This window comes from Microbulbifer sp. ALW1 (genome assembly GCF_009903625.1).
Lineage (GTDB): Bacteria > Pseudomonadota > Gammaproteobacteria > Pseudomonadales > Cellvibrionaceae > Microbulbifer.
In genome coordinates, this window is record NZ_CP047569.1 from 3,513,368 (window position 1) to 3,528,949 (window position 15,582).

At 58.0% G+C, this 15,582-nt stretch carries 12 protein-coding genes; 3 read left to right on the plus strand and 9 right to left on the minus strand.

The features are described from left to right. Positions 1-2: 2 nt before the first annotated feature. A complete protein-coding gene (locus GRX76_RS14625; RefSeq protein WP_201276827.1) occupies positions 3-701 on the minus strand; it encodes an alpha/beta fold hydrolase in 699 nt (232 codons plus the stop codon). A gap of 28 nt (positions 702-729) precedes the next feature. Beyond that, positions 730-2,343, minus strand: a complete 1,614-nt coding sequence (locus GRX76_RS14630) for a hypothetical protein (RefSeq protein WP_160153990.1) — start codon at positions 2,341-2,343, stop codon at positions 730-732. Between the two features lie 280 nt (positions 2,344-2,623). Here GRX76_RS14630 and GRX76_RS14635 point away from each other — a divergent pair, with 280 nt between their 5' ends. Next, positions 2,624-3,505, plus strand: coding sequence for a zinc-dependent peptidase (locus GRX76_RS14635; RefSeq protein WP_160153991.1), 882 nt, complete (start codon positions 2,624-2,626; stop codon positions 3,503-3,505). Here GRX76_RS14635 and GRX76_RS14640 read toward each other — a convergent pair. The 4 genes from GRX76_RS14640 to GRX76_RS14655 form a co-directional block, all read right to left on the minus strand. Further along, positions 3,396-4,061, minus strand: a complete 666-nt coding sequence (locus GRX76_RS14640) for an NTP transferase domain-containing protein (RefSeq protein WP_160153992.1) — start codon at positions 4,059-4,061, stop codon at positions 3,396-3,398. The two genes, GRX76_RS14635 and GRX76_RS14640, sit on opposite strands and share 110 nt — an antisense overlap. Before the next feature lie 47 nt (positions 4,062-4,108). Then, on the minus strand, positions 4,109-8,107 hold the full coding sequence (locus tag GRX76_RS14645) for a translocation/assembly module TamB domain-containing protein (protein WP_160153993.1): 3,999 nt from the start codon (positions 8,105-8,107) through the stop codon (positions 4,109-4,111). A 1-nt stretch (position 8,108) separates the two neighbouring features. Further along, positions 8,109-9,932 carry an autotransporter assembly complex family protein gene (locus GRX76_RS14650; protein ID WP_236250385.1) on the minus strand — a complete coding sequence of 608 codons (1,824 nt, stop codon included), beginning with the start codon at positions 9,930-9,932 and terminating at the stop codon, positions 8,109-8,111. A gap of 170 nt (positions 9,933-10,102) precedes the next feature. After that, complete coding sequence (locus tag GRX76_RS14655) at positions 10,103-10,489, minus strand: hypothetical protein (RefSeq protein WP_160153995.1); 387 nt, start codon at positions 10,487-10,489, stop codon at positions 10,103-10,105. A 260-nt stretch (positions 10,490-10,749) separates the two neighbouring features. On the opposite strand from GRX76_RS14655, the gene GRX76_RS14660 reads away from it, so the two are divergent. After that, positions 10,750-10,893: a DUF3149 domain-containing protein gene (locus tag GRX76_RS14660; RefSeq protein WP_201276828.1), complete on the plus strand. Its 144-nt coding sequence runs from the start codon at positions 10,750-10,752 to the stop codon at positions 10,891-10,893. Between the two features lie 222 nt (positions 10,894-11,115). On the opposite strand, the gene GRX76_RS14665 is transcribed toward GRX76_RS14660, so the two are convergent. Continuing rightward, the gene (locus tag GRX76_RS14665; protein ID WP_160153996.1) at positions 11,116-13,089 is read right to left on the minus strand and encodes an acetoacetate--CoA ligase; all 1,974 of its coding nucleotides are present in this window, start codon (positions 13,087-13,089) and stop codon (positions 11,116-11,118) included. Between the two features lie 211 nt (positions 13,090-13,300). On the opposite strand from GRX76_RS14665, the gene GRX76_RS14670 reads away from it, so the two are divergent. Next, on the plus strand, positions 13,301-14,209 hold the full coding sequence (locus tag GRX76_RS14670) for a LysR family transcriptional regulator (protein WP_160153997.1): 909 nt from the start codon (positions 13,301-13,303) through the stop codon (positions 14,207-14,209). A 36-nt stretch (positions 14,210-14,245) separates the two neighbouring features. On the opposite strand, the gene GRX76_RS14675 is transcribed toward GRX76_RS14670, so the two are convergent. Continuing rightward, entirely contained in the window at positions 14,246-15,187 is a 942-nt protein-coding gene (locus GRX76_RS14675; RefSeq protein WP_160153998.1) for a hypothetical protein, read from the minus strand. Further along, entirely contained in the window at positions 15,187-15,525 is a 339-nt protein-coding gene (locus GRX76_RS14680; protein ID WP_160153999.1) for a PadR family transcriptional regulator, read from the minus strand. The genes GRX76_RS14675 and GRX76_RS14680 overlap by 1 nt, the downstream gene beginning before the upstream one ends. Positions 15,526-15,582 lie beyond the last annotated feature (57 nt).

A 15,582-nucleotide genomic window follows, 5' to 3' on the forward strand; every position in this document is an offset into this window, starting at 1 on the left:
CGCTATCGGAGCTGCTCCAGCCAGCACACGATGGATTCCGCGAGTGCCTGCGGCTGTTCTAACGGGATCATGTGGCCGCAGTCTTCAATCAGCCGCAGCACGGCATTGGGAATCGCCGCCGCCAGTTCTTCTGCTTCTTCCAGTGAGCGCAAGGCGTCGTTCGGACTCGCGATCACCAGCGTCGGGCAGTCGATGGTCGCCGCCGGGACCTGGGAGCGATCCAGAGCCGATTGCGTCGCCAGCGCTTGGTATCCCAGCCGGCGACTCATTTCCTTGATATAAGCAACCAGCGCCTTATCCGCAGCATTGTCCGGGTGCAGCGAATGGGCAATGGTGCTATTGCTCAGGCCCCGAAACCTCTCCGGGGTCAACGCCTGTACCGCCTGCATTTTCGCTTTCTTCTGCTGCGCGGTGTCTTCGCGAAGCGAGCTGGCGACAATGATCAGCGCTTCCACACGCTCCGGGTAATCCGCAGCCAGCTGTCTTGCGATATAGCCACCGAGAGAAAAGCCGATCAAGACAAACCGCTGCGGAAGGTTTTCGGCAATTTGGCGAGCCATATCGCGAATGGTCGGCCCGTCGCCGAGGGGGGCATCAACGATGGACCAGTCTTCCGGCAGGTAATTTTTGAACTCATTCCAGAGTGTCGCATCCAGCATAAAGCCGGGAATCAGAGCGACCGGGGGTGAGGCGGAATGCACAAGACTCTCCAATTAGTGAAAATAATGTTCAAGCTAGGGAGGTTGACTCTACTGAACGCTGCCGCAATAAAATGTGCCGTTCTTCCCAATCAATTTTCGGTGCACCCTGTGCATCCCGGGCTTTGAAATCCCAGCACAGCACTTCTGCACTGACACCATCATCGACCGAAGTAAATCGCACGGTTACGAAATTGTTATTGCTGATTTCGCCCTGTCTTTCGTTGCGCGTGCTACCGGAATGCCGGTAGCGTACTTGTGCACGAATGTCGTCGGTGGGTCGATGCGGAAAATGTCCCGGCTCCTGATCGGGCACCGCCGCAGCGCTGGGCAGGCAGGACAGGGGCGACGATACGACCTCCACCACCTGTTTGCCGTTCAGTTCAAACTGCGCCAATCGGCTGAAATGCACATCCCCCGCCAGCACCAACACATCCTGACTGCAGGCATTCAGTGCGCGCACTAGGTCCTGGTATTGGCCAGTGTCAGCGAGGGAGTGATCGCCGAACCCCAGTGCCACTTTCAAGGCTTTGCCGCGACCGGGAGTCTGGAATTGCCAGCGGGTGAGAATGGGGGCCGGCAGAACCAGAACTCCGGGCGTCCGAAGCCCCTCCAGCCACTGCTGCATACGGGTAAACGTTTTGTTGTCGGTAAAGCGGCCATCCCGACCAGGTTCCCGCTGCAGTCGAGTGTCCAGTACAAAGAAGCTGAGATCCGAACCAATATCAAACTGACTGGAGGGCTGCCCCTGGGGCAACTGATAGGCATCGAACAGGCTACGCGCAGTATCCTTCCAAATATCGCGAACTTTGCGCGACCAGAGCACTGGTAAAAAGCCCGGAGGATTGGGGTAATCGTTCCAGAACTCGTGATCACCCGCGAGGAAATAGTGATTACCGCTCGCCAGCAAGCGACGCAGCCCGCCGCGCCAGGTCGCGCGATATTCCTTGCTGAAAATGCCATTCAAAGTGCGGCGAATTCGCTTGCGAGAGCGCAGCGCCATCAGCGAGAAGTTGCGGGTACTGAAACCGGGTACCAGGGTGAAACCGGTATTGGAAAACGCGGTATCCAGGTAGACCTGATCCCCGCCGAGAAAAGAAACATCCGGGCGATGTGCTTGCGGCAACGCATCCAGTGCTTCTGCCAGCGCGCCGTGATCCCCGTGGCGATAAAAACAGGTGCCATACCAGACATTGAAGCCATCGCCCAGGCCGTCTGGCTGCCCGCGAAGATCCGCCTCGGCCAATTTGATTGGGCGGGCATTACCGTGCGGATCGGTCCCCGTTTGCCAAAGTGAGAGCCGGTAACGACAAGCCGGCAGGGTTGGAATGGATATCACCCCATAGTGGAGCCCCGATACCTGCTGCCCCAATGTAACCGGGATATCACGGCAGACGGACTCGTGCGCGAGCAGGTCGCCGCCATTATCGAGTAACGGCTCACAGCGCAGCCAAAGCCTCTCGGGTAACGATTCAACAAATGCTCCCAGCCACACCTGCGCGTGACGCGCGCCATCGAACCCATGTGGTACAAGCATAAAATCGTTGTCACAAACCGCGCCCGACGCCACCGAGTTGCTGAGCCCGGTGCTCGTCCCGTGTGTTTCGTCTGCGTCCAGTTGCCGCGTCGCCGCCGATGTATCCATACCCCGTCCCTATTCCCAAAAACAATCCCAAAAACTATCCCAAAAACCATTCCAAAAACGGCCGAAAATAGTTCAGCCACAGTCATTTTTATTGAGTCCCGCCTGACGGGCGCGGCGAATATGGTCGCAGAATCTGACTCGACGTCAACATTGGCACTACACTGGGCGACCTCGAGTCTCTACCATGCAAAACTAAAAGTCCGGCAGTGTCAGGCAAAATCGTGTAATCGTGATATCGCGGCATATAAGCAAACCCTGGTAGCAAACAAGGAATATCGTATTGAAGACTTTTCTCGCCGTGATCCTGCTCGCGGTTCTGGTTTGGGTAGTCCCTATTTTGTGGCAACGCTGGCGACGGCAGTATTTGCGCAGCCGCCAGCTGACCGCGGAACAGTACTCCATCCTTAAATCCCGGCTGGCCCTCTATTCCTATCTGCCCAAGGAGCAGCAACAGGAGCTGGCACAGAACATCAGCCTGTTTCTGCGGGACAAGGAGTTTGTCGGCTGCAATGGGCAGGTCATTACCGAAGAGATCCGGGTGGTGATTGCCGCTCACGCCTGCCAGCTGCTGTTACAACGGGACAACAATTGCTATCCCGAACTACAAACGGTGCTGGTCTACCCCGATGCCTATGTCGCGCAGGAAACCCGCCACCAGGGGCATGTGCAATCCACGCACCTGAGCGCCCGTGCCGGCGAGGCCCATTACCGCGGTCCGGTAGTACTTTCCTGGGATGACATTCGACAGGGGCTCGCCCATCCCGAGCAGGGGCACAATGTGGCGATTCACGAATTTGCGCACAAGCTGGATGAAGAGGACGGCTATGTGGACGGGCGACCGCCATTTGAAAACAGTGCGGATGGGAAGAATTGGGCTCCGGTGATGCGGGAGGCATTTGCGGAGTTGCGGCAGAGGATTCACGCCCTGCACGGTGAAACAGCGAGTTCACCAGCTACAGACGCGCTTTCCGTTGAGAAGCCCTCGGTTTTGGATACCTATGGTGCCCAGTCCCCGGCAGAGTTTTTTGCGGTGGCGACGGAGGCCTATTTTGTTATTCCAACGGCGATGGAAGCGGCTCACCCGGTACTGTATCGGGAGATGCAAAAATTTTACCGAACAGATCCTGCCGCACTGCTGCGTGGAAGTCGTCCGGGCGGTTGATATCGCAATTGATCGCAGGATCCGCCACTTCAACATCGATGACTGCATCGCTGTAGATGCGCAGCACCTTTTCCACCCCGGTTCTGCGCAGGCGCGAGAGCGCTGACAGGAAACGCCGCCCTATGGCGATCGGGTAACCGCGGGTTCCGGCACAGACCGGCACACAGATGCGATCTTCTTCCGCGGACTGCAGTAGGGTCACCAGTGTTTCAGGTTCGACAAAGGGCATATCACCCAGGCAGACCAGCACCGCTTTGGGATTGGCACCCTGTCGCTGCATCTGTTCCACGGACGATGCCAGGCTGGCGCCAATTCCAACAGGCCAGACCGGTGCGTGCAGGACTTGTACGGGAAATTTGCTGAGACCGTTGCCGATGACCGGGTCACGGGCACGCAATACTACTTGGACCTGGGTATCTTCAAGACTGGACGCGGCTTCCAGGGCGGTCTGGAGTGTGCGCAGCAACATGGGTTCGCCCTGGATACTGGCCAGGCGTTTATCGCTGCCAAATCGATGAGAGTAACCAGCGGCCAGAATCACAATTGAATATTCCATTTCGATTGCTCCCATCATTTTTAATAGTGTTCAGTTTTTATAGTCGGTCAATAATCCTTCTTCCACTGCAATTCGACACTTCCGCCGCCGCTTTCGTTGTTCTCAGACGATTTGATATCGAGGCGCAAATTTTTACGTAACTCTATCTGCATCTCCGCCTGCCAGGGGTTCAGAGGGTCTGTACTACGCTGCAGCTCCAGGTAGATACGGCTGGTGATGTATTTCCCCAGGCTGAGAGAATATTGGTCTCCTTCATCGGTGGCCTCAGACTCAAAGTCAAGCGTATCCAGCCCGACTAGGTCGCGGGTGCTGGCCAGCGGATCAAACCCGGTATTGCCAGTTTGCAGGGTGCGCACCACGCTGACCAGGCGCACCGCCTGTAACGGGGAAATATCCGTCAGGGATTTGCCGAACAGCAGCTGGGCGAAAATTTCATCCTGGGCGGCGGCGGGGTTGGAACTGAACTCAATTTTGGGGTCGTCGGTCGTGCCGGAAATCTCCGCGGTAATCTCCCCCTCGGCATAGGTGTGCACCCCCTTCACGTAGATGGCCGCTACGTTGTTCTCGAACTGCACCTGCCCGTCCTGCAGGTCGAACTTTTTACCCAACAGGTCGAATTTGCCACGCACGATGGTCAAGGTTCCGGAGGCCTGGGGATCGGCTGCGGTGCCGGCAATCTCCACCTTGCCCTTGAGCTCTGAATCGAGCCCCAGCCCGCGCACGTAAGATTGCTGATCCAGTACGACTTCCAGCGCCAGGCGAATATGTTCCATCAATGGCGGTCCCATATCTCGCTCACCGCTGTCCATCTCCACCTCTATCACGTCGATTTCCGGCACGCTGCTGCCAATAAAATGCTCAACCTGCACCGCCAGCGGGCGCAAGTTGAGCGAGCCGGCAAGCAGGGCGTCGTCGGTGGTACCGGTAAGACGAATTTCACCGCTGAATGCCCCCTTGGCGCCGGGCATATTCAACAGGTGCGCCTTCTTCGCGTTAAGAGAGAAGTTCAGGCTGGGCGGCTGCGGCGCATTGAAAGTAACCGCGCCTTCAAGGTCCACCCTTCCGCGATCTCCGTCTCTGGCACTCGCTTCCACGATACGCCAGGCATCTGGCGTCAGTTCCCCCACAAACACCACTTTGCGCAAACGGGTGTTGCTGGGACGGTGCTCGTAGTAGCCCTCTTGTAACTGAATCTTGCCGCGGGCATTGGGGGCGATACTGGTTCCATCTGCAGACAAGTTGAAATCCAGACGCCCGCGCATGGTGTGTATTTCCGGATCAAAAAAGGCACCCAGCGCCGCCAGGTCCGCGGTGCCGTTCGCGTCGAGATCCACGGGCAGCGGCGGCAATTCCTCCCCTTCTGGTTTTTCCCGGAACAGCTGCTCCAGAATGGGTGCAATTGCCAGGGTCGCCCGGGCATCCGCCGCACTGCGGCTACCGTGGCTGGCATCCAGATTGGCCTCCAAACTTCCAGCGCGGGTTTGCCACTCGAGCAACAACGTCAGTGGAGATTGCACCAGTGCATCGTCGCGCAGCGCCGGGGCCCGGCCCAGAACTTTCAGTTCCCCGGCCAGGTCAGGTTCCCGGGGCGTTCCCTTGGCGGTGGCCCACAAACTGAGCTCGCCACTGTCGCTGATATCGGCGTTGATCCATTCCTCAAAGTCCGCCAGTACCGCTTGCGCCCGCACCTCCAGGTCCAGCGCCTGTTCACTCAGGCTGCCGTCGGCGGTCAGCTGGTTGCGGTTGGCCCACAGCAGTTTGACCTCCGACAGCATCACTTGCGCACTGCCGTAACTCACGTCGCCCTGCACGTGCCAGGGTTCGCCGCGGAATTCGCCGCTCCCCAGGATATTGGCACTGGCTTGCGGCGATTTGAACGGGCCGGAGAATTGGCCGTCGATACTGATTTCCCCCATCAGCGACGGCGGCAGCGACACCCCGGCCAGTTTTGCCATGCGGATGGGAATATTGCGCGCGGCGACACTGCCATTGGCGCGCTGTGCCTTTGGTTCAACCACACCATTCAGTTCCAACCAGGCGTTGCCGCGCTCGCGGGCCTGCTCAGCGTCGAGCGCCAGGGCTCCGGTTCCGGTCACGCGTTCGCGGGACTGCGCCAGCGGGTAATCCTGGCCGGGATCAACGACTTCATCGGGAACCAGTGAGCGGTCCCCCTCTGGCGCCGCCTCGGCTGCGGTTGCGGTACCGGTGTACAGATCCAGCCGCAGGCGATCGAAGGTCAATTGCTCGGCGTTACCAGCGGCACCACCACGCAGGCGATAGCGGTACTCGCGGTAGTGACCATCCGAAGACAGGCGCGCGGACATTTTCGGGTTATCCCAGGGTCCCTTGACCGAAACCACAGCATCCAGATCTACCGTAGTGCCGGGATCCACTGGTACCCCGAACTGCTCCGGCTCGAATCCCCGCGCGGCGACATCCAATTGAAACTGCAGGGCTTTGCCCTCGATATTGATTTCGCCGCTACCACCAACTCTCAGGTTCTCCCCCTCTAGCAGTAGATGGCTGATGGCAAACTTCTTCAGGTCACCCGCAGCCTGCCCTTCGAGCCGGGTTTCCAGCTCCTGATATTGCACATCACTGGCCAGCTGTACGGTCAGCTTCGGATTAGCCCAAGGGCCAGCCGCGGTAACCTGCAACCGCTCAATGGTGCCATCCAGCTCTGCGGGTATCTCCACTTCTCGGGTTTCTTCCAGGGCGACGAGAATTTTTCGGATTTCCGCCAGCGACAGCTGTTCTACAAGCCCTTTGAGGTCAATAGACTCACCACCGATATCCACACTGCCGCTGACATCCAGCTGTGTGTCGGCCAGTTTCAGTCGCGCGGTGCGGATATGAATATCATCGGCGAGCGTTTCCACTTCCCCGGTAAGGTGAAGTGGTTGCTGCTGGTAGCTGGACCGCAGTTCCAGGCTACCGTTGGCACTGGGCTGTTTCAGTGGCCCCTGGATATCCAGATCCGCCGACAGCCAACCACCCTGCAGGTAGTCCTGCCAGGGCTGGGAAATGGCGAGCGGCAGTTTATTCAGCTGCAGCTGCAATGCCATTTCCTCGCCATTGATGTTGCCGCTGACGGTATTGCGGCTATCGTCCACCGTCAGCACCAGGTCGTCCGTTGCCACGGACCAGGGAGATAGCACCACATCCGCACGGCCGGTGAGACCGAAGCTGTGGTGCACCAGTGGCAGGGTGAATCGCTCAACCGCAAGGTGTAACTGGTTCTCGCCAGACAGTTTGACCAACAGCTGGCCGTCCGCATCCAGGCGCTCGCCTTCCGGCAACTGCAGCATCTTGCCGAGGAAGCCACCGGGCTGCTCATCGGCAGAGAGGGTCAGCCGGTAATTGTCCTGATCCAGCATGCTGCCATCCAGCTGTATGCGCAGCTGCTTGCCCTGCACTTCAGCGACCTTCAGCGACAATTCCGATTCCCGGTCCGGCCAGCGATAGCTGCCATAGCCATTTACCGAAACCTGAGGAAAATTTTTCAATCCCTGGTCGATTACCGTAAGTTGGCCAACGGATAAACGCTCGATCCAAATGGCCGGCATGGTGGCATCGTCGACTTCTTCCGCGGCATCTTCCACTTCTTCTTCGGTTACATGCGCCTGGAGGTATTCCCCCAGCACGGTGTTATCAAACAGCAGCGAATCGGCACTCAGCTCAGGAATATGGATCTGGTTGCGCCACAGACGCTGCAAATCCACATGGATAGTGAGCTTGCGCGCTTCTGCCAGGGGCTGCTCCTTGTAGCGCACCCGCAACAACTCGAAATACCAGCGCCCGAGTTCGGGACTGCGCAGCCCTTCCGCGGTGATGTCCAGATCCGGCAAATAATGCCGGGCAATGGAAAGTCCACCGCGGGTCAAGGCCTCGCGGCCGCTCTCGGACCCCAGCAGAAAAATTGCCAGTAATAATGGCAACAGCAGGATTACGGCGTACAGGGCCAGGCGAGGCGCACGGAGTCTGCGCCGGCGCTTGAGAGGCCCGGTATCCGGATGAGAAGGGTTGGCTGGTGACTCATGCTGCATATCAGAACGCCTGCCCCAGGCTCACATAAATCTGATAGGCGCTGTCATTGACGTCTTCACGCCTTTCCAGCGGGAAACCGATATCGAACCGCACCGGGGCAAACGAGGTGATATAACGCACCCCGAAACCTGCCCCCCAATACAAGTCGTCAAAACTGGGCTGTGGGTCGGCATAGGCATTACCGCCATCGACAAACAACACACCGCCCCAGGATTCGGTAAAGCGGAAACGCCCCTCAAGCGAAATTTCACTCAAGCCGCGCCCGCCGATGGGGTCCGACAGGGTGGGCGGCTCACCGGCGACGGTCGACGGAATCAGGCGTCGGGGCCCGAGTGCCTGATAGGCATAACCACGCACAGAACCGCCACCGCCGGCGTAATATCGCTCGTCCGCAGGAATTTCCAGGTTGTCCGCGCCGCTGATTACACCCGCTTTAATACGCAGCGCCAGGGTCGGGTCGAAACGAACCTCATCGAAGGTATGGTAACCGGTCATTACCAGGGTATTTTTGGTGAACTGGGTGCCACTGCTGCGCAGGTCAAAGTACGGCTTCACTTCCATCGCAACGGTCGCGCCGCGCCGGGCATCCAGCAGGTTGTCGGTGGTATCGATCTTGATGCCGAGGGGAAAGGACAACAGGTTATAGTTTTCACTCTCCTCACCCTCTTCCTGCACCTTACTGAACTTCAGCTCACTGCCGACACTGAATGTCCGGTGCTTGGTGTGGTGCCGGGAAATGGTGCCACCAATGGTCACCGAGTCCGCATCGTAGGCGTCGCGCTCTTCATTGGAGGCTTCCGCTGTGGCGGAAAATTCCTGATCATCGCGAAAGAATCTCGGCACACGCAGTTCGCCCTTCAGGGACTGCTTCGCCTCGTACACCCGAGTCTCGACTTCGATTTTTTCACCACGACCGAGAATATTGCGGTGCTCCCAGCCTGCGGCAATACCGCCGCCATCATCGGAGGTGTAACCAACCCCGAGGCGGATGGTGCGATGCTTGCGTTCGATGACCGTGAAAGTGATATCGACAATACCCGACTCAGGGTCCGACACGTCGGCATTAGCGCCGGCAATCAGGTTGGTGCGCAACAGTCGCAGCTTGGCCGCATCCAGTTTGCTGCGGTTAAAGCAGTCCCCGGATTGTATTTTCAGTCGCTTGCGCAGAAAGTCTTCATCCACCGTCGACAGGCCCTGCACGTGGACCTGCCCGATGTGCACTTCCGGACTATTCGCTACCCGGTATTCCAGCTTGGCCGCCTGCTCGCTGTGAATGACCGTTGCCTGGTAATCCACATCGACATTCAGCAAGCAGGCGTTGTCCGCCAGGTAGCTTTCAATGCGCTTGACGCCCTCGGTGACCTTCTCGGCCTCCAACGGATCCCCGACCTTCAGCCCCACCCCGGGAAAGCCACCTTTCACCCGCGGTGGCATATTCACATCCAGCGCCTTGATGCGATAAACAGGGCCGGGTACCACCCTGTATTCAATCTCGCCATCGGTGACCGACTGGCGCACCCGGCCGTCGTAATAACCGCGAGAACGGAGCAGTTTCTCCAAGGTGCCGCGCTCATAGCGGGCAACATCGAGAGGATCGTCGTAGGACTTCAACACACTGCTGGATTTACGCTGTTCACCGAGCTTGTCCCGCAGCCAATTCTGCAGCTCCTTGCTTTCGGAGACTCGTACTTTGAACTTGGGCAGTTTGTCAAAAAACGGCAGCGCGAAGCCGGATTGCGGCCACAGCAGCACAGGCACTGCCAGCAATGCGACGATAAGTAAGGAGAAAAATTTTGCTCTGGGAGCGAAACGAGAATCGTGCAAGACCAAAATCCGTTTGCCAATCTTCACTACTGCGATGCTGAACATCGGTGAAAGTTGCCGGGGGAGTGTGAACTTTACCCGTCTTTACACCCAACACTTAAAAACGGTGCTCTGCCCTGCCCACACCGGTGATTTACTGACGAATCACAAGGGCTGCCACCCATCAATCACTAGCGTGGCGGCACCGCCGGGTTACCAGCCCGCTCCATCAGCGGATTGCAATTCTTGATAATCACCCGACCTTCAAGCAGGTTGCCCTTGGAATACTCACTGAAGATGCACTCATTCGTCCGCGGATCGTAGTTTTCAACCCAGAGATTGTCGTCCTTCCAGGTAGATCCCAGGTGCCTATGCCCCTCTGGCACCGAGATTCGCATCACACCGCCAAAGCGTTTTACGAACACCTGTTCAAAGTGGAAGTAATAGGCGAGCCAACCGGCGAGAAAGATGATGGCAGCGACAATCGCGCCTTTGCCCAGACTGCCCAGCCGGCTGCCGGCGAACAGGCATAACACCACCAGCGCAATGACTGCGGCCCAATACAGATATGTAATCATGCTGATCTTCCGTGACGTTATTGGTTAGAAATTATTGGTTTGCGGCCGTCGGTTTAAAACAGGAACTGAGAAATCTTATTACCCACAGGGTAGCGCAGATTGGCTGGCGCGGCATAGCGCATCATTCGTCGCCACCCTTGATCTGGATCAAGGGTCCCAGGGCGCGCCACTTTACACTGAGCTCAGTGAAAGACAACCGTAAATGACAAACCCTCGGGACCCACTCAGGTGCCCGCTGCAGACAAAGCCCGGAGGCAACCATGGATGCAATGATCGACCTTTTCACCAGTTTTTCCGGCCTGCTCAGCCTGGGCATCATTGGCTTTGTATGCCTGATGGGCGGTTACTTTACCCGAATGGCATTGCGCAAAATGGATGAAGAGCAGGCTCGGCTGAGCCAGTAGATACGTGGAGGCCAACTGAACGCCGCACAATAGACTGCGGAGAACAGATGGCTAGCAAAAGCGACTAGCCAGGGGAAGCGGATAAAAGGCCGGGCGATCACTCGCTCCGGCCTTCAGCGTGCTGCCCCCAGGGTCGATGAATGGTTACCTGTGGAGCTTCAATACAGCGCTTACTATGCAGCGCCGACAATGCAGCGCCGACAATGCAGCGCCGTCACAAAGTCACTCGCCGGACAGCTCCGGCAGGTTTTCGAACAACCTCAGCGCCTCCGGATTGGCCAGGGCCTCCTGATTCTTCACCGGCTTGCCGTGCACCACATTGCGCACCGCCAACTCGACAATCTTACCGCTGATGGTACGCGGGATATCCCGTACCTGGATCACTTTGGCGGGAACATGACGCGGCGTGGTATTGGCGCGAATTGTGGTGCGAATCTTCTGGGTCAGTTCGTCGTCAAGTGTCACGCCCTCACGCAGCACCACAAACAACACCACCCGGACGTCATCCCGCCAATCCTGCCCGATACAGATGCTGTCCAGCACTTCCTCGACCTTCTCCACCTGGCGATAGATTTCCGCAGTGCCGATACGCACACCGCCCGGGTTCAGTACGGCATCGGAACGACCATAGATGATCACCCCGCCGTGCTCTGTGATTTCTGCGTAATCGCCGTGGGCCCAGACACCGGGCCAACTGTCGAAATAAGCCCCCTGGTATTTGCTGCCGTCAGGATCATTCCAGAAGCCGATCGGCATGCACGGGAAGGAGCTGGCGCAGACCAGCTCGCCTTTTTCCTCTTGCACCGGCTTGCCGTCGTCATTCCACACTTCCACCGCCATTCCCAAGCCGCGGCACTGCAACTCACCGGGATATACCGGTAGTGCAGGGTTACCCAAGGCAAAGCAGGAAATGATATCCGTGCCTCCAGAAATGGACGACAGACAGACATCGGCCTTCACATCCCGGTACACATAGCGGAAACCTTCATGGGCCAGGGGGGAGCCGGTGGACAGCACCGCGCGCAGACGGTCGAGCTTGTGGCTTTCCCGCGGTTTGCAGCCCGCTTTTTCCAGCGCGGCAATGTATTTAGCACTGGTGCCAAAAACACTGATTTCCTCTTCGTCCGCCATATCCCACAGGCACTGGGCCGCCGGATAAAACGGTGAGCCATCGTAAAGCACCAGGGTGGCACCACAGGCGAGACCACTCACCAGCCAGTTCCACATCATCCAGCCACAGGTGGTGAAGTAAAACAGGGTATCGTCGCGGGAAATATCCGTATGCAGGCGATGCTCTTTCAGGTGTTGCAACAGGGTGCCGCCAACACCATGCACGATGCACTTGGGCACGCCAGTGGTGCCGGAGGAGTACATGATATAGAGGGGGTGATTGAATTCCGCTTGCTCAAAGGTGAGCGCCCGCTCCGGTGCCGCGCCCACAAACGCGTCCAGCGTGACTGCGCGATCCAGCCCGACAATATCGTCCGCGGTCTGCTCGGCACTCCGCGCAACGGGCACCACTACCAGTTGGGAAATAGAGCTTATCTGCTCAACGATCTGCTGTAGTCTCGGCAGCGAATCGATGGTCTTGCCGTTGTAAAAGTAGCCCTCGCAGGCAAACAGCACTTTCGGCTCCACCTGCCCAAAGCGGTCCAGCACACCATTGATACCAAAGTCCGGAGAGCAGGAAGTCCACACGGCGCCAAGGCTGGCGGTTGCCAGCATGGCCACCACGGTATCCATGACATTGGGCATAAAGCCCGCAACCCGGTCGCCTTTACCCACACCGGCACCAGCCAGCGCCGACGCCAGCTGCTCGGTTTTTGCGAACAGCTCAGCATAACTGAGCTGTCGACGGCGACCATTTTCCAGCCGCTCCACCAAGGCGATCTTGTCGTCGCGATAGCGCAGCAGGTTTTCCGCAAAGTTCAGGCGTGCATCGGGAAACCATTCGGCGCCCGGCATCACATCCTTACCCAGCACGCGTTCGCCACGCTCACTGGCAATCACTTTTCCGAAATCCCACAGCTGCCCCCAGAAGGCCTCCCGGTTTTCAACAGACCACTGATACAGCGCCGGATAGTCCGCCAGCGTCTGCTGGTGATTCTCATTGACCAGACGGCGGAACTGGTCCACCTGAGTAGCGGCGATCGCTTCGGGGCTGGGTTGCCACAGGGGCTGCGCGGGATTGCTCATGGATACTGACTCTCTCTGCTTAAGGCACCGTCTGTAACTCTTTACCAGAACTCTCTACGAGCGGTGCTTTGCCATTTATTTTGGATACTAGCCATTATTGGCCTTAACGCACTGCGAACAATCATGCCTTGGTCTAACACTTAAGACTATTTTAAACTTATTAACCAATATTAAATTTTACTTAACATTCATCAAGAGCCAGTCCCCGCACATGAGCACCACCGTCAAGCAGTTGCGCGCCTTTGTCGCGGTCGCCAGAACCCAGAGTCTGGCGGAGGCCAGTGCCCAGCTGCACGTCTCCCAGCCCGCCATCTCCATTGCTGTCCGCAGCCTGGAAGAGTCTCTCGGGGGCGCCCTGTTCAGTCGCGACGGCCGCCAGCTGGTTCTGACGCCGGAAGGCGCGCAGTTTGTGGACCGAGCACAACAGCTACTCCACAACTGGGACAACACCCTGGATGCTGTGCAGCAGCGCTTCCAGCTGCAACAGGGACAGCTTTCTCTGGCCGCCATCCCCGCCTTCGCCATGAATCCGCTGCCCGATTTACTGCGTTATTTTCACCGTCAGCACCCCGCCATCAATATCGTGTTGGAAGATATCGTGATGGAACGGGTAGTAAATGCAGTACAGGAGGGACGCGCGGAGTTGGGGTTCAGCTTTCGGCCAGATGATCTCGGCAACCTGGTATTTCACCCTATCGCCAAAGACCGCTTTGTTGCAGTGCTTCCGGCCGGGCACAAACAGGGTAAGCGCAAGGAGGTGCGCTGGCAGGAACTGGGGACGGAACCGTTTATCGCCATGAACCGCGGTTCCGCAGTACGGCGCTGGACCGATGCCGCGTTTGCTCAGGCCCAGGACCCGGGGGCCAAACCGCGGCTATTGTGTGAAGCCAATCAGCTCAGCACCATCGGGAGATTGGTGCAGTCCGGTCTCGGTGTCAGTGCAGTCCCCAGTTTATGCAGGGCACAGATGGAATCTTACGGGCTGATCTGCCGCCCGTTATCAGCACCCATCGTGGAGCACGAAGTGGGCGTTTTGACCAAAAGTATCGGCGCCCTCTCGGCCCCGGCTCAGGCTTTCCTGGCGCTGTCCACGGGTAAATCCATCGATAGCGCCGACTAGAACAACCACCACAACGGCAACCGCCGCCACCGGCGCTTAACTCGCTATACGCGCGCGAATTAACCCCCGCAGATTACCCAATAAATCCCAGGCAGTAATGGCAATCACGATACCCACCGAAACCTGCCAGGTACCCTGCTCCGGCTGCCAGAAATCGCCACTGCGCCACTCGATGGAGAACGGCGGATAGACCCGCAACAGCATCGCCAGCAGCAATAACCAGTAACTATTCAGCGCCGCGTCAATCAGCAGACGGTTGCACGTCCAATAAGGCGCGAACAATTTGACTAGCGATGTAACCACACTCAGGCCAAGGGCAATATTCAGCCAGGGCAACATGGCACCCAGTGCTGGCGACAAAACCAGTGACGACCCACCGTCTGCGCCGGGCAATCGCCACAGGTCGTTCAACCACGCCATCGCCAACAAGGTGACAACAAACTCCACCGCAGAATCAAAGCGCGGAACCCGGTTACCGGTGTTTACAATTCTCGGCAGCGAGCGCGGGTTCCAGCGGGCAAAGACTTTGCGATAACCAAGTCCTTCGCCAGCAAGGTAAAACACCAGAGTCACCCAGGCGAAAGCGTGAATCCCCCCTTCGTAAACACCGGCCAGCCAACCAATGACCGCCGTGAGTAAACTGGGGCTTTCCTGGCCATGCAGGGAAGCCACCACTCCCACCGCGCTCATCACGGCAAGTATCAGCAAAGTCCATTTCAACACCAGCAGGTACAGGGGAAACAACGGCTCACTGACCAGGGTGCGCCGAGGTTGATAAGCCGCCGCCACCGCCATCGGATGCCCGCGCTCCTGCAGCAGTGCCAGGACTTCCTGCTCGGTAGGCGCACGCCCCAGGCGATCCGCCAGCTCATCGCACTGGTCCTGCAGCCCCGAATACAATTCGCTGCCCACATCCTCCCGCAGTCGAGCCGGCAAATAGGTTTTGACGTTTTCCACGTAGCGCTGCAACCAATCCATCAGTCTTTCTCCGTGAGTTGTCCGATTACATCATTCAGGCTTTGCCATTCACTTTGCATTTCCGCGAGGGCGATTTCCCCCCCGGCATCGATCTGATAAAAGCGTCGCTTGCGCCCATCTTCCTGCTGCCACTCACTGCGCAATAGCCCCTGATCTTCCAGCCGCCGCAGCAGTGGATAGAGAGTGCCTTCATCAATTTCCAGTCCCTTTGCAAGCAAACCCTTGCGCAGGGAGTAGCCATAGTGCGGCTCCCGCAATGCCAGCAGCACCGCGAGGGTCAGGGCCCCTCGCCGCACTTCCATTACCAGCCTGTCGAGTTTTTCCGGTGCTTTTGTCATCTACGCCCCAAGCTGATACGCATACTGTGCCACACACAGTAGTTACTGTGCAGCACA